17 protein-coding genes are annotated in these 19,861 nt (G+C 65.2%); 7 read left to right on the top strand and 10 right to left on the bottom strand.

The window, feature by feature from the left end; genetic code table 11:
- A complete protein-coding gene (gene msrA, locus AC56LN_RS00825) occupies window positions 1-543 on the bottom strand; it encodes a peptide-methionine (S)-S-oxide reductase MsrA (RefSeq protein ID WP_499569448.1) in 543 nt (180 codons plus the stop codon).
- Window positions 544-699: 156 nt separating this feature from the next.
- On the opposite strand from msrA, the gene AC56LN_RS00820 reads away from it, so the two are divergent.
- Both AC56LN_RS00820 and AC56LN_RS00815 read left to right on the top strand, forming a co-directional pair.
- Window positions 700-1,212: a flavin reductase family protein gene (locus AC56LN_RS00820; protein ID WP_258835791.1), complete on the top strand. Its 513-nt coding sequence runs from the start codon at window positions 700-702 to the stop codon at window positions 1,210-1,212.
- A 92-nt stretch (window positions 1,213-1,304) separates the two neighbouring features.
- On the top strand, window positions 1,305-2,498 hold the full coding sequence (locus AC56LN_RS00815; RefSeq protein ID WP_499569447.1) for an acyl-CoA dehydrogenase: 1,194 nt from the start codon (window positions 1,305-1,307) through the stop codon (window positions 2,496-2,498).
- A 36-nt stretch (window positions 2,499-2,534) separates the two neighbouring features.
- On the opposite strand, the gene AC56LN_RS00810 is transcribed toward AC56LN_RS00815, so the two are convergent.
- A complete protein-coding gene (locus AC56LN_RS00810) occupies window positions 2,535-3,413 on the bottom strand; it encodes a LysR family transcriptional regulator (protein WP_499569446.1) in 879 nt (292 codons plus the stop codon).
- A gap of 105 nt (window positions 3,414-3,518) precedes the next feature.
- Here AC56LN_RS00810 and AC56LN_RS00805 point away from each other — a divergent pair, with 105 nt between their 5' ends.
- From AC56LN_RS00805 to AC56LN_RS00790, 4 genes are all read left to right on the top strand, one after another.
- A complete protein-coding gene (locus tag AC56LN_RS00805) occupies window positions 3,519-4,484 on the top strand; it encodes a 3-hydroxyacyl-CoA dehydrogenase family protein (RefSeq protein WP_482896359.1) in 966 nt (321 codons plus the stop codon).
- Between the two features lie 2 nt (window positions 4,485-4,486).
- Window positions 4,487-5,167 carry an aspartate/glutamate racemase family protein gene (locus AC56LN_RS00800; RefSeq protein ID WP_499569445.1) on the top strand — a complete coding sequence of 227 codons (681 nt, stop codon included), beginning with the start codon at window positions 4,487-4,489 and terminating at the stop codon, window positions 5,165-5,167.
- Between the two features lie 52 nt (window positions 5,168-5,219).
- A complete protein-coding gene (locus tag AC56LN_RS00795) occupies window positions 5,220-6,185 on the top strand; it encodes a Bug family tripartite tricarboxylate transporter substrate binding protein (protein ID WP_499569443.1) in 966 nt (321 codons plus the stop codon).
- A gap of 131 nt (window positions 6,186-6,316) precedes the next feature.
- Entirely contained in the window at window positions 6,317-8,278 is a 1,962-nt protein-coding gene (locus tag AC56LN_RS00790) for a phosphatase PAP2 family protein (RefSeq protein WP_499569442.1), read from the top strand.
- 75 nt (window positions 8,279-8,353) lie between these two features.
- Here AC56LN_RS00790 and AC56LN_RS00785 read toward each other — a convergent pair whose 3' ends face one another.
- Window positions 8,354-8,701 (bottom strand): hypothetical protein, encoded by a 348-nt coding sequence (locus AC56LN_RS00785; RefSeq protein ID WP_332532809.1) that lies wholly within the window; start codon window positions 8,699-8,701, stop codon window positions 8,354-8,356.
- Between the two features lie 285 nt (window positions 8,702-8,986).
- Window positions 8,987-11,263: a DOMON domain-containing protein gene (locus AC56LN_RS00780; RefSeq protein WP_499569440.1), complete on the bottom strand. Its 2,277-nt coding sequence runs from the start codon at window positions 11,261-11,263 to the stop codon at window positions 8,987-8,989.
- Window positions 11,264-11,539: 276 nt separating this feature from the next.
- Here AC56LN_RS00780 and AC56LN_RS00775 point away from each other — a divergent pair, with 276 nt between their 5' ends.
- A complete protein-coding gene (locus AC56LN_RS00775) occupies window positions 11,540-13,636 on the top strand; it encodes a putative bifunctional diguanylate cyclase/phosphodiesterase (protein WP_499570759.1) in 2,097 nt (698 codons plus the stop codon).
- Between the two features lie 178 nt (window positions 13,637-13,814).
- Here AC56LN_RS00775 and AC56LN_RS00770 read toward each other — a convergent pair whose 3' ends face one another.
- The 6 genes from AC56LN_RS00770 to AC56LN_RS00745 all read right to left on the bottom strand — a co-directional run bounded on the left by AC56LN_RS00770 (window position 13,815) and on the right by AC56LN_RS00745 (window position 19,825).
- Window positions 13,815-14,498 carry an OmpW/AlkL family protein gene (locus AC56LN_RS00770; RefSeq protein WP_183556150.1) on the bottom strand — a complete coding sequence of 228 codons (684 nt, stop codon included), beginning with the start codon at window positions 14,496-14,498 and terminating at the stop codon, window positions 13,815-13,817.
- 69 nt (window positions 14,499-14,567) lie between these two features.
- Complete coding sequence (locus tag AC56LN_RS00765; protein WP_499569439.1) at window positions 14,568-15,929, bottom strand: SGNH/GDSL hydrolase family protein; 1,362 nt, start codon at window positions 15,927-15,929, stop codon at window positions 14,568-14,570.
- Between the two features lie 260 nt (window positions 15,930-16,189).
- Window positions 16,190-17,221, bottom strand: a complete 1,032-nt coding sequence (locus AC56LN_RS00760) for an L-threonylcarbamoyladenylate synthase (RefSeq protein ID WP_499569438.1) — start codon at window positions 17,219-17,221, stop codon at window positions 16,190-16,192.
- Window positions 17,222-17,223: 2 nt separating this feature from the next.
- A complete protein-coding gene (locus tag AC56LN_RS00755) occupies window positions 17,224-18,423 on the bottom strand; it encodes a 5-(carboxyamino)imidazole ribonucleotide synthase (protein WP_499569437.1) in 1,200 nt (399 codons plus the stop codon).
- A gap of 4 nt (window positions 18,424-18,427) precedes the next feature.
- Complete coding sequence (gene purE / locus AC56LN_RS00750) at window positions 18,428-18,925, bottom strand: 5-(carboxyamino)imidazole ribonucleotide mutase (protein WP_183556146.1); 498 nt, start codon at window positions 18,923-18,925, stop codon at window positions 18,428-18,430.
- 3 nt (window positions 18,926-18,928) lie between these two features.
- Window positions 18,929-19,825, bottom strand: a complete 897-nt coding sequence (locus AC56LN_RS00745) for a phosphoribosylaminoimidazolesuccinocarboxamide synthase (protein ID WP_499569436.1) — start codon at window positions 19,823-19,825, stop codon at window positions 18,929-18,931.
- Window positions 19,826-19,861 lie beyond the last annotated feature (36 nt).

The raw sequence follows: 19,861 nt of genomic DNA, 5'->3' as shown, positions 1-19,861 counted from the left end.
TTATGCCTTGATGCGGTCGCTGAACGTGGTACGGAATTTGACCACTTTCGGCGCCACCACGAACGCGCAATACCCCTGCAACGGGTGTTGCGCGAAGTAATTCTGGTGGTAATCCTCGGCCTTGTACCAGGTCTCCTGCGGCAACACTTCGGTTACCAGCGGTGCATCCCACACCATGGCCATCTCGGCCATCACGGTGCGCGCAACGGCTTCCTGCTCCGGCGACGTGGTGAAGATCACCGACCGGTACTGCGTGCCGACGTCATTGCCCTGGCGATTAAGCGTGGTCGGATCGTGGATCGTGAAGAAAATCTCGAGAATGTCGTGGTAGCTGATCACCGACGGATCGAATTCCAGGCGCACGACTTCGGCGTGCCCCGTGGTGCCATTGCAGACGGCCTCGTAGCTTGGATGGTCATCGTGCCCGCCCATATAACCCGACTCCACGCGCGTAACTCCGCGTGCTTCGAGAAACACCGCCTCGATGCACCAGAAGCAGCCACCCCCGAGGATGGCGACGTTGCTTGCTGTTTGCTCACTCATGATGGACCCTGTGTTCTTAAAATTTCGATAAGCCTAATGTAGCGCAAAGCACCGCTTCCCGCATTTGTTGACCCGCTGAAGATACTGACGGACAGCATGGCCCGGCAGGCTTGCACGGGACGGTGGCATAATGAGCGCCACAGTTCCAGGAACGCCATGAATACACTTTCTGCCCGCGCCACCACGCGCGGCTTCGATACGACCCATTTCCGCCAGGCGCTGTCGCAGTTTGCGACCGGCGTCACCGTCATTACCACCCGCCTGGCCGACGGCACCTTCCGCGGCCTGACGGCCAGCTCGTTCAACTCGGTCTCGCTCGATCCGCCGCTGGTGCTGTGGAGCCTGGGCGCCGGTGCCAACAGCATGCCGATCTTCAGCGGCAACTCGCACTACGTGATCAATGTGCTGTCCGCCGGCCAGGAAGATCTGGCCATGCGCTTTGCGCGCCGTGGCGAGAACCCGTTCGAGGGCGTCGACTACGAACTGTCGCGCACCGGCCTGCCGATCCTCAAGGGTGTGTCGGCCTGGTTCGAATGCCACAACCGCAGCCGCTATCCGGAAGGCGACCACGTCATCTTCGTCGGTGAGGTCGAAGAGTGCCAGTTGCAGCCGCAGCCGGCGCTGATCTTCCACGGCGGCAAGTTCGGCAGCACCGCCAGTCAAAAATGAAAATGCCTGTCGCAGTTTGAAAAGATCGGGCTGCGCCACGTTTCTATAATGGTCAGGTAACTTCTAACCAGAATTCAGAGACAGGATTTCCGATGACCCGTACCGACTCGCCCAAGAAAGCCGCTTTCCATTGGGATGACCCGCTGCTGCTGGGTAGCCAGCTGACCGATGAAGAGCGCATGGTGCGCGACGCCACCGCCGCCTATTGCCAGGACAAGCTGCGCCCGCGCGTGCTCGAAGCGTTCCGTCACGAGTCGATGGATGTCTCGATCTTCCGCGAAATGGGCGAACTCGGCCTGCTCGGTCCGACCATTCCCGAAGAATACGGCGGCCCGGCGATGGGCTACGTCGCCTATGGCCTGATCGCGCGCGAAGTCGAGCGCGTCGATTCCGGCTACCGCTCGATGATGAGCGTGCAGTCGTCGCTCGTCATGGTCCCGATCTTCGAATTCGGCAACGAAGCCACCAAACAGAAATACCTGCCAAAGCTGGCCACCGGCGAATGGATCGGCTGCTTCGGCTTGACCGAGCCGAACCACGGCTCGGATCCCGGCTCGATGATTTCGCGCGCGCGCAAGGTCGATGGCGGCTACAGCCTGTCCGGCGCCAAGATGTGGATCACCAATTCGCCCGTGGCCGACGTGTTCGTCGTCTGGGCGAAGGACGATGAAGGCGCGATCCGCGGCTTCGTGCTGGAAAAAGGCTGGAAGGGTTTGTCGGCCCCGGCAATCCACGGCAAGTTCGGTCTGCGCGCCTCGGTTACCGGCGAGATCGTCATGGACAACGTGTTCTGCCCGAAAGAAAACGCGTTCCCGGACGTGCGCGGCCTGAAGGGTCCGTTCACCTGCCTGAACTCGGCCCGCTACGGCATCGCCTGGGGCGCGCTGGGCGCGGCCGAGGATTGCTGGCACACGGCGCGCCAGTACACGATGGACCGCCAGCAGTTCGGCAAGCCGCTTGCGGCAAACCAGCTGGTGCAAAAGAAGCTGGCCGACATGCAGACCGAGATCACGCTTGGCCTGCAGGGCTGCCTGCGCCTGGGCCGCATGAAGGACGAAGGCATGGCGGCGCCGGAAATCACGTCAATCATGAAGCGCAATTCATGCGGCAAGTCGCTCGACATCGCCCGCATGGCGCGCGACATGCTGGGTGGTAACGGCATCTCGGACGAGTTCGGCATCATCCGCCACATGGTCAACCTCGAGGTCGTCAACACCTACGAGGGCACGCACGACATCCACGCGCTGATCCTCGGCCGCGCACAGACCGGCATCGCCGCGTTCTGATCATGTAGTTTCCCGGCGCGGCCATCGCCGCGCCGTTCAAGAACCTTCTGCAATCTGCTCCTGTAACAGCGCCAGCATCGCCTGCGCCGCTGGCGTGTGCGCGCCTTCGCTGCGCCGGACCACGCCGATCGAGCGGCGGATGACGGGGTCGACCAGCTCGCGCCGCACCAGCCCGGCGCTGGCAATCACGTCGGCCGCCAGGCTCGGCAGGGCCGCCACACCCAGCTCTTCGACCACCATGGCGCCGATCGTGGCCAGGTGATCGACTTCGAACGCCGGATAAAAATTGATCCCCGCCTGCAGCGCGGCCGCGTCCACGTATTGGCGTACGCTGGTGTGGCGCGACATCGAAATATGCGGATACGGCAGCGTCTCGGGCAGGCGGATCGGGCTGCTGTCGCGGCCCAGCGGATGCCCGGGCGCGGCCAGCAGCACAAATTCGTCGGTGGTCAGCGGGATGTATTCCAGATCCTGATAGGCCGGATTGGCGGCGGTGATGGCAAAGTCGACGCGCCCCTGGCGCACCAGCTCGAATGCCGGTTCGGACAGCGTGTCGGCAAGCGACAGCGCAATGTCGGGATGGCGCTCGTGAAAGACACGGAACAGGCGTGGCACGAGCCGCGCCGCCAGCGATGGCATCGCGGCCAATGCCACGCGCCCACGGTGCAGCGCCGTCACGTCGCGCACCGCTGCGGCCGAGCGCTCGATATCGGCCAGCAACTGCTGCGCGTGCAGGACCAGCACCTCGCCGGCGGCGCTCAGGGCCACCGAGCGCGTGGTGCGCGAGAACAGGCGACTCCCGAAGCCCTCCTCCAGACGACTGATCAGTGTCGAAAGCGCCGACTGCGACAGGCAGACCTGCTGCGCCGCCTTGCTGAAGCTGAGCGTGTCCGCCAGGGCAAGAAAGGCGCGCAACTCACGCGCGGATAGATTTATTTCCATAATCGATAAGTTTATAGAAAAAATGCGTTTCTCAGATAATTTGATCGAGCGCAAACTAAGTTCATTCTCTTTTCGAAAATGACAATGGAAAACTCGACACTTCCCAAGCCGTCGCAAGCACTGGCCCTGGTCGCAGGTGGCGGCACGATGGGCGCCGACGTGGCGATCGTGCTGGCGCGTGCCGGCTGCCGCGCAATCGTGCTCGAACCTGGCGCCACGCGCCGCGATGCGCTCGACACCTATTTCGGCGACACCCTGCGCAAGCTGGGGCTGGAACACAAGCGCGAGCGCATCACGACCTGCGCCAGCCTCGATGAACTCGACTGGCAGGCCATCGATCTGGTGATCGAGTGCATTCCGGAGAAGCTGGCGCTCAAGCAGGCCCTGTTTGCCGAACTGGTCCAGCGCGCGCGTCCCGATACTCTGCTGTGCAGCAACAGCTCGAGCTTTCCCATTTCGGCCATCGGCGAACACCTGGAGACCACCGGGCGCATGCTGGGCCTGCACTTCTTCATGCCGGCGCATCTGGTGCCGCTGGTCGAGGTCGTGCTCGGCGCGAACTCATCTAGCGAGCTGGCCGAATCGCTGATGGCCTTCATGCGTGCCTGCGGCATGGTGCCGGTGCTGGTGCGCAAGGATCTGCCAGGCTTCCTGGCCAACCGCCTGCAGCATGCGCTCGCGCGCGAAGCGTTTGCGCTGATCGACGCCGGCATTGCAACGGCCGAGGATGTCGACGCTGCGGTGCGCTTCGGCTTCGGCTTTCGCTTTCTTGCGGCCGGCCCCGTGCTGCAGCGCGACCATGCCGGCATCGACGTGCACTGTCCTGCAGCCGCCACCATGTACCCGTCGCTGGCTGCCAACACCACGCCGGGCCGGGTGCTGGCGCAGCGTTACGACGCCGGTCACTACGGAATGAAAACGGGCGAAGGTTTTTATCGCTGGACGCCGGACACCATTGCCGCCGAGCGCGCGCGTTACGATGGCCTGTTGATGGCCGGGTTGCGCCTGCTGGCGCCTGAACTGCCAAAGATCGAGGACCAATGATCATGTCTGCCACCCCATCGCCGGCGCCCCGTATCGCCCTGATCCACGCCCTGAGCCATTCGGTCGAGCCGATCAATGCCTTCATGGCAGAGCAATGGCCCGAGGCCATACGCATGAATCTGCTCGACGATTCGCTGTCGGCCGACCTGGCCCGATCCGGCCGTGGCCTCGACGATGCGATGCACAAGCGCTTCGCCGATCTGGCGGATTACGCGATCGGGAACGGGGCCGAAGCCATTCTGTTTACCTGCTCGGCCTTCGGCCCCTGCATCGAAGCGGTGGCGCAGCGCTATCCGCACATCCCCGTGCTCAAGCCGAACCAGGCCATGATCGCCGATGCCGAGGCCGGCCAGGCCGCCGGCCCGGTGGGCCTGATTGCGACGTTCGGCCCCACGCTGGCGTCGATGCCGCCCGAGTTTCCGGCGCGCGTGGCATTGCGCTGCGCGCTGGCCGAAGGTGCGCTCGATGCGCTCAACCGGGGCGACGTCGCGCTGCATGACGAGCTCATCGCCGAAAGCGCACGCCGGCTGATCGACGACGGCTGCGCGACGATCGCACTGGCGCAATTCAGCATGGCGCGCGCGCATGATGCCTGCGTGCGCGCTGCGGGCGCGCCGGTGCTGACCACCGTGCACAGCGCCGTGCATGAACTGAAACGGCGCCTGGCGCAGCAGGCGCCCTGAACGACAACGTACCACCCCACCAAAACAAAACAAGACAAACCGGAGACAAAGCATGCTCAAGAAGGCACTTCTCGCAACGCTGTTCATGACCCAGGCGCTCGTCGCAGGCGCCGCCGACGTCTATCCGTCCAAGCCGATCCGCTTCGTCGTGCCCTACCCGCCAGGCGGGCCGACCGACGCCATGGCACGCCTGATCCAGGGGCCGCTGCAGGCCAAGTTCAAGGTCCCCGTCATCATCGACAACCGGGGTGGCGCCGGCGGCAATATCGGGACCGGCATGGTGGCCAAGTCGACGCCGGACGGCTACACGATCCTGTTGGCGGCCAGCGGGCCGATGGCGGTGAACAAGACGCTGTACAAGTCGATCCCGTTCGACCCGGAGAAGGATTTTGCACCGGTGATCCAGATCTCGGCCTTCCCGCTGGTGCTCGAAGTGCACCCTTCGGTGACGGTCAAGAACGTCAAGCAGTTCATTGCCATGGCAAAGGAGCATCCGGAGATGCTGAGCTTTGCCTCGGCCGGCAACGGCACCCCGCAGCACCTGGCGGGCGAACTGTTCAACACTGCGGTGGGCACCCGGCTGCAGCACGTTCCCTACAAGGGCGCGGGCCCGGCGCTGAACGATGTCCTCGGCGGGCACGTCAACGTCATGTTCGACATCCTGGGCAGCTCGGTCCAGTACATCAAGACGGGCAAGCTGCATCCGATCGCCGTGACGACGGCCACCCGTGTGCCGTCCTTGCCGGACGTGCCGACGCTGGCAGAAGCAGGCTTGACCGGTTACAACGTCACGGGCTGGCACGGCATCGTGGCGCCTGCCGCCACGCCCAAGCCGGTGGTGATGCGCCTGAACCAGGCGCTCAACGAGATCTTCGCCGATCCGGCCTTCCGCAAGAAATGGGAAGAGTTGGGCACGCCGGTCGTCGGCGGCACGCCGGAAGCGTTTGGCACCCTGATGCGCACCGAATCGGTCAAGCTGGGCAAGGTCGTCAAGGACGCCGGCGTGACGGTCGACTGACGCGGGGCTGCGCCTGATCACTGCTACCTACCGCCGGTGATCGGGCGTAATCGACCGCGCGTCATCATGAGGTCACACGCACTTCCTATCATCCCTTCAATTTTTCGCCTCACTACCATTGAAGGGTTCACATGCATCAGGTCGTTCTCCGCCGTCTTCCGCTTGCCGTCGCCATCGGCGCCGCACTTGCCCTGTCCGCCTGCGGTGGTTCCGACCACCATGACGACGCACCCGCCGATGTCGCGATCGTCATCCCGGCCGCGCCAGCTGACCAGGGCGCGGCCGACACGGCGCCGGTGCCGGCAGTGCTTGCTTTTGTCGACACCGCCGCCACCAATCAGCGCGGCGACGCCCGCTACGCCACGCTGGCCACGAATGCCGGCGTACGCGTTCTGGGCGGCATGCTCGCCATCTGGAAGCCGGTCACCGAACTCGTTGATGCAGGCCAGACGGCCCCGGCCGTTGACGGCTTCCCGGCCGTGGCCGCGTCGACCTGGACCGGCGTGCCGAACGACGGCACCAATGGCGGCACGATCGTCAATGCCGCCGTGCACAACGCCAACATCGATTACGTCGTCAAGGCCACTGCCAGCCGCACGGCCGAGCAGGCACTGCTGGCGTATCTGGACGATCGGCGCGGCAAGGGCTACAGCGTGACCGCCGGCATGGGCCCGCTGACCGATGCGTGGCGCAGCGCTTCGCGCGCGACCACCACCATCAACGACATGCCGGCCGATGCGACCAAGGTCAAGTACGAAGATGGCGGCAACAACAACGGTGTCGGCGGCGCCGCCAACGCCGAATTCGGCAAGGTCATCGACCTGGTCAATGCGATGGGTGGCAACGGCTCGACCGAGCCGGCCAAGCGCTTCTACAAGTACGCGCGCCCTTACCGCTGGAGCAGCGCGGTACAGGTCGTGCCGCAACTCGAACCAGCCAAGAGCACGACGCCGAACACCGATGGCGGCTTCACCAGTGGCCACTCGGCCGAAGCGGTGCGCAATGCGATCGCGATGGCCTATGTGCTGCCGGAGCGTTATCAGGAACTGGTCGGCCGTGGCCTCGAGCTGGGCGAGAGCCGCATCTATGCCGGCATGCACTCGCCACTGGACGTGATCAGCGGCCGCGTGCAGGCGCAAGCCGTCGCCGCCGCCAACCTGATCGCCGCCGGCGCCACCACGCGCGCCGCAGCCCGCGAGCAGGCCCAGGGTACGCTGATGAAGCTGACCGGCACGACCGCCAGCACCTTCCCGAGCTACGCCATCTCGGGCACGCCGGCGAACGACCGCTTCGCCGACTACGCGACCAGCAAAGCCAACTACCTGCGCCGCATGACCTACGGCCTGCCGCTGATCGGTTCGACCACCGCGCCGGCCGTCGTGCCGAAAGGCGCCGAAGTGCTGCTGGAAACGCGCCTGCCGTACCTGACCGACGCACAGCGCCGCGTGGTGCTGAAAACGACCGCGATCGGTTCGGGCTATCCGACGCTGGACGATGCTGAAGGCTGGGGCCGCCTGAACCTGTTTGCTGCGGCCGAAGGCTATGCGGTTTTCAGCGGCAACGTCGTGCTGAACATGGACGCGAGCAAGGGTGGCTTCAACGCAGCAGACCGCTGGCGCAACGACATCACCGGCAGCGGCAAGCTGGTCAAGCAAGGTTCGGGCACATTGAAACTGGGCGGCAAGAACGCCTGGACCGGCGGCACGCAGGTCGACGCCGGCGCGCTCGAAGCGCTGTCGACGACGGCCTTCGGCACCGGTGACGTGTATGTCGCTGGCGGCGGCACCGTCATCAGCAATGCACCAGCCACGCTGGTCGTGGGCGGCAAGTACACGCAGCTGACCGGCGCGGCGCTGGAACTGCGCCTGGGCGCGGCCCAGGGCGGCCGCCTCAGTGTGACGGGCGCTGCCACCATCGGCGGCGGCACGCTGCGCATCAAGTTCCAGGACGGCGTCAAGCCGGCCGTGGGCGACACGCTCACCGTCATCAGCGCGGCAAGCCTGAAGGGCAAGTTCGAGACCATCACGGTCGACGGCTTCACCGTGACGCCGACCTACACCGACACCGGCCTGCAACTGCGCCTGGGTTCGTAAGCGCAGGTTGTACAAACTGATGGGGCCGGGTTCGATGACGAACCCGGCCCCATTGTTTTGCCATGTTGCTGCTGCTTACTCGTCGAACTCTTCGGCCAGATTCTTCCAGCCGCGGCTCTTGGCAAACGCGGAAAATTCTTCCGGCGCCTCAAGCACGATCAGACGGCTCTCCTGCAGGCCCGGGTCGCTGTGGCCAAAGTCAGGCCCCACATACCCAAGCGTACGCAGGCGCTCGACGAGTTGACGGACCAGAACGGTGTCCTTGTAGGCATCCGGGTCGAGCTTGGCAGCGAACTCCACGTACACATCGATGATCCCGTAACCCTCGTCGAAAATGCGGATCTCTTTGACGTCGAGGGTACGGCCGTTGCTGTCCTTGGCCTGGAAAGCGCCAGACAGTTCAATATCGGTATCAGTAGTCATGGCACAAGCATAGCACCGAGCCACAGGTCGCGTAGCGCGCCAACATCGCAAAACAAAAGCGGGGGTCAGGTCTGACATTCGGACACGGCCTCTGCACTAGCATCAGTTTATTGATTTCCTGAGAGCGATAATTCCGGGTGGATCGTTTGATACTGTGCCCGAACCTCGACGTGGCCGCTCGGTCGAGCGACCAAGGTTGAGGTCGTGTCCAAATGTCAGACCTGACCCCGGCTTTTGCTGAGGTCGTGTCCGAATGTCAGACCTGACCCCGGCTTTTGATGGCGGTTACACTTCCCATTGCAGCTTGAAGGTCAGCGAGCGGCTGCGCTCGTCTACCAGTGGGAGCTTGTCGTCGACGATCCCCAGCGACACCGTGCGGCCGTGCCGCCACTGGTAGCGGTACAGCAGCGAGCGGTGTACCTGGCGGTCGTTCCATGCCTCGAGCTGCGTGACGCCATCGTCGCGCCGTGCGGCCCACGTGTTCTGGGCCAGCAGCCGCACGGAATCGCGCGGGCTGAAATGGACGATGGCCAGTGCGCGCCAGGCCGTGTCGGAGAATGCCGGCTGGCCCAGCGTGCCCTGCACCCAGGCACGGTTCACATGCTGATCAAGCTCCAGGGACCACCCGCGCGGCAAGGGGAAGCGCAGGCCCACGTCCAGGATCACGTTCCCGCCCGGCCCCACGCGGTCGGCATCGGCGTCCAGCTGGCGGCCCAGCGCTGCTTCCAGCGCGATCTTCGAGACCCACGGCGCCGGCGTCGTCTCGATACCGACATTGATGACGCGCGTATCGTGCAGGCGTCCCAAAGGCCGCGCGCGCTGGCGGTCGAAGCCCAGCTCGGCCCACACGCCCGTGCGCCGGGTCGCGGCCAGCCAGACACCCGGACGCAGCTTGCGCTCGACCGTTTCGCCCCCGGCCTGGCCTGTCACGCGATCGGCCAGTGTGCGCATCTCGTGCAGCACCAGATAGGTCTCGAATTCGTACAGCGCGATTCCGCCGAACGTCTGCGGTCCCAGGATGCGGTTGATCGAGCCGGTGGCGCGGGCGATCCCCGCTTGCGGCACGAAGCCGTTGTCGTTGACGAAGCCGGGCGCGATCGCTTCGACCTCGGCCTCGTACCACCAGCGTTCGGTCTTGTGCAGGGATTTCCCCCACAGGTAGCCGCCCGAGCGCGCCGCCACCCGCGCCGGTACATCGTCGTCGACAAAACCTGCGGTCGTGCGCGACATCATCGCCACGCCGGACAATTGCTGCTGCTCGCCGTCCGCCCCTTCGCCGCGCCACTGGGCATCGACGCCGACGACGTCGTTGCCGCCAAAACGGTGATAGTCGCGCTGCGACGCAAACGCGCCCAGCAGCATGCCCTCCCAGTGCCAGCGCGCGCGCACCAGGCTCGCGACCGTGCGCTTCGTCTGCCCGTATTCCAGCGTTTCGTACGGCTTGCCGCGCAGGATCAGGCCGCCCGGCTCGTCGCGCAGGCTCATCGCCGTGGCGTCGGCATGCGGTCCGCGCCAGGTCGCGCGCAGGCCGTATTCGGGATCGTTGACGGTGCGCGAATAAAAGGCCGGCAGTGGCAAGCCCAGCACGTCCGCACTCTCCAGGAAGAACCCGCGCTTCTCGGGCAGCGACAGCGCGATATTGCCGGCGCCCTGCGACACCGGCTCGTCGATCTCGACCTGCGAGTAATCGGGATTGATGGTGGCGTTGAACACCCAGTCGGCGCGTGGCCGGGCATTGATCTCCAGACCCAGTTCGGCCTGGCTGCCGCGCGTGCGCGTGCCCGGCATGGCGGCGCGTTCGCTGCGCACCGTCAGTTCAGGGCGCAGCTCGAGGAAGCGGCGGTCGCGCACCGCTGCCACGGTGGTCTCCATGCCGTCGATCTCCTGCAAAAAGCTGAGGTGGCTGAGCGCATCGATCCGCCATGGCGCCGTCACCAGCAGCATGCCGTCGGCATGCGGGATGCTTCGCTCGACCATCAGGCGCCAGTTGCGGCCATCGGCGTACGGAAAACGCAGGCTCGACAGCGGCCAGCGCACTTCCATGCTGTAGCCGTCGGGCAGGATGGTCACGGCTGTCTCGACCGGAAAATCCGGCCCCAGATCGGATTCATCATCCTCGGCGCGGTGGATGCCGTCGCTGACCACGCCGGTCGTGTTGATGCGCACGAACTGGGCATTGCGGCCATGGCCGGCCGGGTCGATCCAGATGCCGATGAAATCCTGGTCGACACCGACCTTGTCGCGCCGCGCCAGCAGGCCCCGGCGCAGGTGCGGCGCGTCATCCCAGGCGCGGATACCGAACACCAGCGCGCCGTCGTCGACCAGCACTTGCACGCTGGTCTTCAAGGCGCCAGGCGCAGGCGCGCCGTCGCGTGGCTGGTGCTTGTGGAAGTCCTGGTAGACGGGCGCGCGGCGCCATGCGGGGTCATCCAGGGCGCCGTCGATGACAGGCGTGTCGCCCGCCGTGATGCGCAGCGCGCGCAGGCCGCTGCCATGCGCATCGAACGCATGCAGGGCAGCACAGAGCAACAAGCCGAGGCAGGCAAACGAGGCGGGAGACATGCGCGTCACCATGAAAATGAGCCGCACAGTCTAGCATGCGACTTGCCAAAGAGAACACTTCTATCCGCGGCCGACGTCGCGTCCCCGATACCTCTGATGCTGTTCAATTGTGACAACTTGCCCATGCCGCGTCACCTTGCGTGGCATACCGAATGCATCTGATGACGATTCGTCTTGTCACTCGCACTCGGGACTTGCCAGCGGCCGGATTTGCGCTACCATCGGATGCATGTTGCATGGCCTGCACGGGCCGGCGCGATTCACGGCAGAGGCATGATGAGCTTGACGCAACCAGTATCCGATCCGTCCGCACCCAGTCGCAGCGATGCCCTGTCGCTTGACCTGCTGCTGAGTAACTTGCCGGGCGCGGCCTACCGCTGTCGCAACGACAGCGAGTGGAGCATGGTGTTCGTCAGCGACGGCATCGAAAAAGTGACCGGCTACTCGGCCGCGGCGTTTACCACCCAGCCGGGGCTGTCGTTTGCCAGCATCATCCTGCCGGAAGACCGCGACCAGATGCATGCGTCGGTCGCGATCGCCCTCGCCCAGAACCAGCCATTCCAGGTCACGTACCGGATCCGCACTGCCGATGGCCGCATCCGGTGGATCTGGGAACAAGGCGCCCTGAACCGGCAGGCGGGCATGCTCGAAGGGTTCCTGGCCGATTTCACGCGGATCAAGCATGCCGATCTCGTGATGCTCGAGCAGGCGTCGTTCCTGCAGCAGGCGCGTGACGCGATCATTGCGATGGACATGACCTCGCGCATCAGCTACTGGAACCATGGCGCCGAGCGCCTGTACGGCTGGAGCGCGCAGGAGGCGATGGGCAAGCGCTTTGGCGAGCTGCTGTGCGACGAACAGGCACACTACGAAACCGCCTTCGCGCACACGCTGGCCGATGGCGAATGGTCGGGCGAACTGGCCCATGTGCGGCGCGATGGCTCGACGGTCGACACCGACACCCGCTGGACCTTGCTGATGCCCGATGCCGTGCCGGGCGCATGCCAGAAGATCCTGGTGATCGGCACCGACATCAGCGAGCGCAAATCCAGCGAAGCGAAGATCTTCCGGCTGGCGTTCTTCGACCATCTCACCGACCTGCCCAACCGCGCCAACCTGCTCGACCAGTTGCGCCGCGCACTCGTTGGCAGCGCCCGCAGCGGCAAGTGCGGCGCGCTGATGTTCTGCGACCTCGATAACTTCAAGTACCTCAACGACAGCCAGGGCCACGCCGCCGGCGATCTGCTGCTGCAGGCCGTGGCGCGCCGCCTCGAAGGCTGTGTGCGCGAAACCGACATGGTCGCGCGCCTGGGCGGCGACGAGTTCGTGGTCCTGATCCGGCCCGTCGACGAATCACGCGCAGTGGCCGCGGCGCAAGCCGAGACCGTCGCCAGGAAGGTGGTTGCAGCGCTGGCAGCGCCGTTCCAGCTGGGCGACCTGCATTACGCGTTGTCGGTCAGCGTCGGCGTGGTCACGCTATGCGGCCTGCAAGACACGGTCGAATCGACCTTGCGCCAGGCCGACGCCGCGATGTACCAGGCCAAGGCGGCCGGCCGCAACACGTTCCGCTTCCACGACCCGGCAGCGCAGGCCGCATGGCTTGCGCGCGCCGAACTCGAAAACGGCTTGCGCCGCGCGCTGCAGCGCCAGGAATTCATGCTGCACTACCAGCCGCAGCTCGACCGCTTCGGGCGCGTGACCGGCGCCGAGGCGCTGCTGCGCTGGCGCCAGCCCGATGGCAAGGTCCTGCTGCCGGCCGAGTTCATCCGCATCGCCGAAGAAAGCGGGCTCATCATCGAGATCGGCGCCTGGGTCATGCGCACCGCCTGCCGCGAGCTGGCGCGCTGGCAGCGCCAGCCGGCAACAGCCGCCCTGACGCTGTCAGTCAACGTCAGCGCGCGCCAATTCACCGAACCGGATTTCGTCGCGCTGCTGGAAACCATTTTTGCCGAAACCGGCGTGCAGCCGTCGGGGCTCAGACTCGAGCTGACCGAAAGCCTGGTGGTCACCGATTTCACACTGGCAGCGCAGACGATGGGCGCGCTCAAACGGCAGGGTCTGTCATTTTCGCTGGACGACTTCGGCACCGGCTACTCGTCGCTGGCCTACCTGCGCAAGCTGCCGCTGGACCAGCTCAAGATCGACCGCTCGTTCATGCGCGACGTGCTCACCGACCAGAACGACGCCTCGATCGTGCGCTCGATCATCGCGCTGGGCGACAGCCTGGGCCTGGAAGTGATGGCCGAAGGCGTGGAAACGGCGGGCCAGCGCCAGTTCCTGGCCGATGCGGGCTGCCATCTCTACCAGGGCTTCCTGTACCAGCAGGCCATGAGTGGCGAGACATTCACGCAGTACGCGACAGGCATGCATTAAAAAAGAGCCCGCACGCGGCGGGCTTGTATCACGTAAATCACACTACGTAGGGTGGACGGCTATGCCGTCCACGCGGTGATGGTTAGCCGCGAGATGATCTGGCAAGAACGCAGCACCACCAACGATTACCGCGTGGATGGGGAACCCGTCCACCCTACGGCATTGCTGCGCATGGTGCTTAAAACTTGTAACCCACCGCCAGCACGATCGCCACCGGATCCAGTTTCATGAACTGGGTCTGGCCGGTCGAGAAGTGCACGTCGGTGCGCAGGCGCGTCTTGATGACCGTCGCGTCGGCGAACCAGCGCTCGTCGAAGTTCATCGCGATACCCACTTGCGCGCTGTAGGTCAGCTTGTTGTCGATCTTGAACGTGGTAGGCACGTCGCTGCCCGGATTGGTGATCGAGGTCAGCTTGCCATTACCGCGTTCCTTCATGAAGTACGCGTAGGTCGGGCCCACACCGATGAACGGACGGAAGGCCGCGGTCGGCGCGAAGAAGCGGTACTGGAAGAACGCGGTCGGCGGCAGTGCCTCGACCGTGCCCACCGAACCCACGCCGGTGATCGCGCCCGCACCGTAGATCTGGTGCTTGTATGGCGTGCCGAGGGCGCCCTCGACCGACAGGTTGTCGGTGAAGCTGTACGACAGGATGAGCACTGGCTGCATGTCGTTACCGACGTCGGCCTTGGTGCCTGGCAGTGCCGGCGCGCTGATGTCACCGCTTTCCACTTTCGGCATCAGGCGGTTGAAACCGACTTTGGCGGTGATCTGGCCGGCCGATTGCGCCGATGCGCCGGTGGCAAACGCCAGTGCGGCAGCGACACCCGCGACCTTGGCGATACTGCTAAAACGAACTTTCATGACTTCTCCTGATAGATGTGTGAGGGCCCGCCGCCAGGGCAGGCCCGCCGCTCGTTGCTGAGAACCTGCTTACAGCCAGCCCTTGATAGCCATGTCCTTGAAGACGTAGCGGGCGATAAGGTCGTTCTCGAACGGGGTCGGATGGATCCCGTCGGCGAACATGTAGCGGCTCACATCACCTGCCACCGTGTTGTTGGCGGTGCAGATCAGCGAGGTCCCACCCAGCGCGTTGTTGGCGCATGCCGGGGTGCTGGTGTTGGTCAAGCCATACGGGCCAGGATTTTTCACCTGGTCGTTGCTGACCGAGTACAGATCGGAGTACAGCACGCGCGCATCGTCGGCACCCAGGCCGGCCTTGAGCTGCGTGTTGAAGGCATTGACCATCGCGGCGACCAGCGACTGGATCGCAGCCGGACGCGATTTCGCGGTTGGCGTGCTCGCCACGTCAGGCAGGTTGGCGACGATGACGTACTTCGCGCCCTTGGCCAGCAGTTCGTTCTTGACCAGGCCAGCCATCTGCGCACCGGCGGTACCCAGCGCCGTCACCATCGCGGTGGCGTTGGTGGTGGCGTAGGCAGTCGCGGCGGTGTTGCCGGCAGCAGTGCCGTCCGCTTGCGCGGCGGTCACGAGCGGACCATACACGGCAGGTGCGGCAACAGCCGAGTTGCCCGGCTGGGTGGCGGCAGCGCGCACGGCAGCGGCGACCAGCGTTGCATCGGTCTTGCCTGGACGGGCATTCTCGGTGGCGATCGCGGCCAGGATTGCCTGGGTGGCGGTTTGCGGGTTGGTCGCGGTTGCGCCCAGGCGGGTAGCCAGGGCGACAGCGAAGGCCTGCGCACCGGCGGCGGTGCCGGCATTGGTCACGGCAGCCAGTTGCATCAGCACGTCATTGCCGCCCGACAGGACCGTCACCAGCTCGGTGCCGGTGAACTTGTTGCCGGTCTTGGCCAGGTGGTTGGCGATCTGGGTGACCATCGGGGTGGTCATTTCGCCGATCGGCGAGCCGGTCGCGGCATTGCCCGGGCCGATCGGATTGATCACGCGCGAGCCGCCCTGGGCGTAGTTGAAGCAATTCGGATGGTTGACGATAGGAACCGAGAAGCCGAGGGATGCGTCACCTTGCAGACCGGTCTGCGCAGCGCATGGCGCCGGCAGTTTGAGCTGGGCAGCCATGAAGTCAAGCCAGATCTTGCCGTTCAGATCTTCGCTCTTGGCGGTGCTGTCACCGTTGATGGTGAACTTGCCGCCACCGGCCGCCGCCACGGCGCCGACACGGTAGGTGCCGACGTCCGACAGGCTGTCGCCGAAGGAGACCTGGTTGGTGAACGTGACCTTGGTCGCCTGGTCGCCGCCCGCCGGGCTCGTGCCGCCGCCGCACGCGGTCAGCAGCGCTGCCGTCAGCACGGCCAGCGCAAAATTGGTTTGACGCATTGTGTCTCCTGAGTTGAATTTTTTCTAAACGAACGCTCGTGCTATTCGTCGCTTCATTACTATGCCAGCGTTCATTACCCATGTATAGCAAAATCCATTGCTTCAACAGTCGTTGCGACAGGCACCTATCAGAGTGAATGGGTCTGGCTATTGGGGTCGGATTATAACCAGCATGTTCCCGACAGAAAGTGGGGAATTTGTAACGGGGGGCAGTAAGTTGCGGTGTACTTACGCCCCATCAATCGATTCGTTGATTTGAATTAAACGTCTGGTCGACTGTTGAGCAATCCGTGGACGATGCCCGTCGAACCATGCGCAGCGCGGCGCAGGCGATCATTGACGCCCAGCCACTCGCCCTGCTGCGGTGGTGATTCGACCAGGATGACGTCGGCGCCCTGCCCGTCCATCGCGCGCAGCGCGGCGTACAGCGCGTGGGCGAACCCCGCCGGCTGCGGCGGCAGGCGCTGCGCTGCGTGGGTTTCCGGCATGGTGCTGACGTGGATCAGCGCGACCTTGCGTCCGGCAGCGTGCAGTTGCTCGATGGTCTCGAGCAGCACGGCGCGCGCCTGCATCGCAACCGGTGTGTGCGGCGCGTAATGCGATTCAAGGGTGCCCGAGGCACGCGGCGCGGCCGCATCGGCTGCGGCCGGCATACGGTCGATCACCGCCGCAATGGCCTCGGCGCTGATGTGGCCAGGGCGCAGCAGCACCGGGCCGAGCGTGTCCAGGCGCGACAGGTCGACGATGGTCGATTCGATGCCGACCTGCGACGGGCCGCCATCGAGCACCATCGCCACCGTGTCGTCCAGTTCGAATTCGTCGACGACGTGATCGGCCAGCGTCGGGCTCACGTGCCCGAACTTGTTGGCTGACGGCGCGGCGATGCCGCCTTTGCCGCCCTTGAACGCGCGCAGCAGCGCCAGCGCCACCGGGTGCGCCGGGCAGCGCAGGCCGACCGTGTCCTGGCCGCCGCTGACGGCATCGGGGATGTTCGGCGCGCGTTTCAGGATCATCGTCAGAGGGCCGGGCCAGAAGGCGGCGGCCAGCGCGCCGGCTTCGGGCGGGATGTCGCACGCCCAGTAATCGAGCGGCGCTTCCGGCGCCAGGTGCACGATCACGGGATGGTCTTGCGGGCGGCCCTTGGCAGCGTAGATGGCGGCCACCGCGGCCGGATTCTCGGCGTCGGCGCCCAGGCCGTACACGGTCTCGGTCGGGAACGCAACCAGCTCGCCCGCTTCGAGCAGGCGGGCGGCGGTGTCGATGACCGACTGGTCGATCTGCAGGTCGGTCATGGTTACGCTTCGATGCCGAGGATGGCGCAGGCGGAGTGCAGACTGGCCTGCGCTTCGTCCAGCGTGGGCGCAACAAACGTCACGTGGCCCATCTTGCGGGCGCGGCGCGGATCGTTCTTGCCGTACAGGTGCAGGTTGGCGCCCGGCAGCGCCAGCACGCGGTCCCAGGCCGGTTCGCGCACGGTGTCGGTGTCACCGTCGAACCAGACATCGCCCAGGATATTGAGCATGACGCTCGGCGAATGCTGGCGCACGTCGCCCAGCGGCAGGCGCGCCATCGCGCGCACCTGCTGCGCGAACTGGCTCGTGATGCAGGCGTCGATCGTGTAGTGACCGCTGTTGTGCGGGCGCGGCGCCATCTCGTTGACGACCAGCGTGCCATCGTCGAGCACGAAGAACTCGATGCACAGCACGCCAACGTAACCCAGCTGGTCAACGATGGCGCGCGCCGCATCCTGGGCCTGGCGCGCGCATGCCGGCGACACGTTCGGGCCCGGCACGGTGGTGGTAAACAGGATGCCGTCGCGATGCACGTTTTCGGCGATCGGGTACACGACCGAGGCGCCGTCATGGCCGCGCGCGGTCAGCACCGACACTTCATAGGCCAGCGGCAGCATCTTTTCGAGCATGCAGGTCACGCCGTCCATATCGTCAAACGCTGCGCGCACGTCGTCGCGCGTGCGCACGCGCACCTGGCCCTTGCCGTCGTACCCCATGCGCACGGTTTTCAGAATACCCGGCAGCAGATCGTCACCGATGGCGTCGATGTCGGCGTGCGAGGCGATCGTCTTGTGCGGCGCCGGCATCACCTTCGAGGTTGGCGCGCACTCCACAAAGAACCGCTTTTCGGCGATGCGGTCCTGCGCGATCGACACGCACGATGCGCCCGGTGCGACAAAGCTGCCTTCGGCCAGCAGTTGCAGGCTGTCGGCCGGGACGTTCTCGAACTCGGTCGTCACGGCGGCGCACAGCGCGCGCAGTTCGGCCAGTGCCGCCGCATCGTCGTAGTTGCCTTCGATGGTGCGATCGGCAACCTGCCCGGCCGGACAGTCGGCGCTCGGTTCGAGCACGGCGACCTGGTAACCCATGCTTTGCGCGGCATGCGCGAACATGCGGCCAAGCTGGCCGCCGCCCATCACGCCAAGCCAGGTGGACGGATCGGCCGATGGAAGAATTGGAGAAGTCTGCTGCGCTTGGGTCATCGGATCAAACAGGTAAGGTCATGGCCTGGGCGGCGGCGGTCTGGTCGCGGCGGAACTGCTCCAGCTTGTCGGCCAGCGCGTCGTCATTGGCAGCCAGGATCGCCACGGCGGTCAGGGCTGCATTGGCGGCGCCGGCTTCACCGATGGCAAACGTCGCCACCGGCACGCCTTTGGGCATCTGCACGATCGACAGCAGCGAGTCTTCGCCGCGCAGGTACTTCGACGGCACGGGCACGCCCAGCACCGGCACGATGGTCTTGGCGGCCACCATGCCAGGCAGGTGGGCCGCGCCGCCAGCACCGGCGATGATCGCGCGCAGGCCGCGCGCGCGGGCTGTCTCGGCGTAGGTGAACATTTCGTCCGGCATGCGGTGGGCCGAAATCACCGACGCTTCGAACGGCACGCCGAACTGCTTCAGGATCGCGACCGCGTTCTGCATCACGTCCCAGTCGGACGACGAGCCCATGATGACGCCGACGAGCGGCTTGGATTGCTCGGTCATCACTTATGCCTTCAGCTTTTCGCCGGTCAGGCGTTCGATGGCCTCGAAATACTTGGCCTGGGTTTTGTCGATAACGTCCTGCGGCAGGCTTGGCGCAGGTGCGGTCTTTGGCCAGTCGGTCAGCGTTTCGAGATAGTCGCGCACGAACTGCTTGTCGAACGATGGCGGCGACATGCCCGGCGCGTACGAATCGGCTGGCCAGAAGCGCGACGAATCGGCGGTCAGCACTTCGTCCATCAGGTGCAGCACGTTGTTGTCGTCCAGGCCGAATTCGAACTTGGTGTCGGCGATGATGATGCCGCGCGTTGCCGCGTATTCGGCAGCGGTCGTGTAGAGCTTGATGCTGATGTCGCGCATTTTGGCGGCCAGTTCGGCGCCGATTTTTTCTTCCATCTGGGCGAACGAGATGTTTTCGTCGTGCTCGCCCAGGTCGGCCTTGGCGGCCGGCGTGAAGATAGGCTCCGGCAGCTTTTCAGCCTGCTGAAGACCGGCCGGCAGCGAGATGCCGCAGATGGCGCCGCTTTGCTGATAATCCTTCCAGCCCGAACCGATGATGTAGCCGCGCACGACGGCTTCGACCATGATCGGTTTCAGGCGCTTGGCCACGACCGCGCGGCCGGTTACCTGCTCGACCTCGTCCGGCGCAACCACGCTTTCCGGCGCGACGCCGGTCAGGTGGTTCGGCACGATGTGGCCGAGCTTCTCGAACCAGAAATCGCTCATCTGGTTCAGTACCTTGCCCTTGCCGGGAATCGGCTCGTTCATGACCACGTCGAAGGCCGACAGGCGGTCGGTGGTGACGATCAGGATCTTGTCGTCGCCAACGGCGTAGTTATCGCGCACCTTGCCGTGACCGAGCAGTGGCAGGGACTGAATGGAGGATTGGTAGAGGCTGTTCATAGATGGGGTATCAGGAAAGCGGAACCGGCGGAACGG

This window comes from Telluria sp. ZT3P26 (genome assembly GCF_059686035.1).
The sequence above is the reverse complement of the archived record's forward strand: the minus strand, read 5'-3'. Positions and strand labels throughout refer to the sequence as shown.

Excerpts from the sequence above, each read along its gene's own strand:
- msrA (WP_499569448.1), bottom strand. The coding sequence starts at position 543 with ATGAGTGAGCAAACAGCAAGCAACGTCGCCATCCTCGGGGGTGGCTGC.
- AC56LN_RS00820 (WP_258835791.1), top strand. The coding sequence starts at position 700 with ATGAATACACTTTCTGCCCGCGCCACCACGCGCGGCTTCGATACGACC.
- AC56LN_RS00815 (WP_499569447.1), top strand. The coding sequence starts at position 1,305 with ATGACCCGTACCGACTCGCCCAAGAAAGCCGCTTTCCATTGGGATGAC.
- AC56LN_RS00805 (WP_482896359.1), top strand. The coding sequence starts at position 3,519 with ATGACAATGGAAAACTCGACACTTCCCAAGCCGTCGCAAGCACTGGCC.
- AC56LN_RS00800 (WP_499569445.1), top strand. The coding sequence starts at position 4,487 with ATGTCTGCCACCCCATCGCCGGCGCCCCGTATCGCCCTGATCCACGCC.
- AC56LN_RS00795 (WP_499569443.1), top strand. The coding sequence starts at position 5,220 with ATGCTCAAGAAGGCACTTCTCGCAACGCTGTTCATGACCCAGGCGCTC.
- AC56LN_RS00790 (WP_499569442.1), top strand. The coding sequence starts at position 6,317 with ATGCATCAGGTCGTTCTCCGCCGTCTTCCGCTTGCCGTCGCCATCGGC.
- AC56LN_RS00785 (WP_332532809.1), bottom strand. The coding sequence starts at position 8,701 with ATGACTACTGATACCGATATTGAACTGTCTGGCGCTTTCCAGGCCAAG.
- AC56LN_RS00780 (WP_499569440.1), bottom strand. The coding sequence starts at position 11,263 with ATGTCTCCCGCCTCGTTTGCCTGCCTCGGCTTGTTGCTCTGTGCTGCC.
- AC56LN_RS00775 (WP_499570759.1), top strand. The coding sequence starts at position 11,540 with ATGAGCTTGACGCAACCAGTATCCGATCCGTCCGCACCCAGTCGCAGC.
- AC56LN_RS00770 (WP_183556150.1), bottom strand. The coding sequence starts at position 14,498 with ATGAAAGTTCGTTTTAGCAGTATCGCCAAGGTCGCGGGTGTCGCTGCC.
- AC56LN_RS00765 (WP_499569439.1), bottom strand. The coding sequence starts at position 15,929 with ATGCGTCAAACCAATTTTGCGCTGGCCGTGCTGACGGCAGCGCTGCTG.
- AC56LN_RS00760 (WP_499569438.1), bottom strand. The coding sequence starts at position 17,221 with ATGACCGACCTGCAGATCGACCAGTCGGTCATCGACACCGCCGCCCGC.
- AC56LN_RS00755 (WP_499569437.1), bottom strand. The coding sequence starts at position 18,423 with ATGACCCAAGCGCAGCAGACTTCTCCAATTCTTCCATCGGCCGATCCG.
- purE (WP_183556146.1), bottom strand. The coding sequence starts at position 18,925 with ATGACCGAGCAATCCAAGCCGCTCGTCGGCGTCATCATGGGCTCGTCG.
- AC56LN_RS00745 (WP_499569436.1), bottom strand. The coding sequence starts at position 19,825 with ATGAACAGCCTCTACCAATCCTCCATTCAGTCCCTGCCACTGCTCGGT.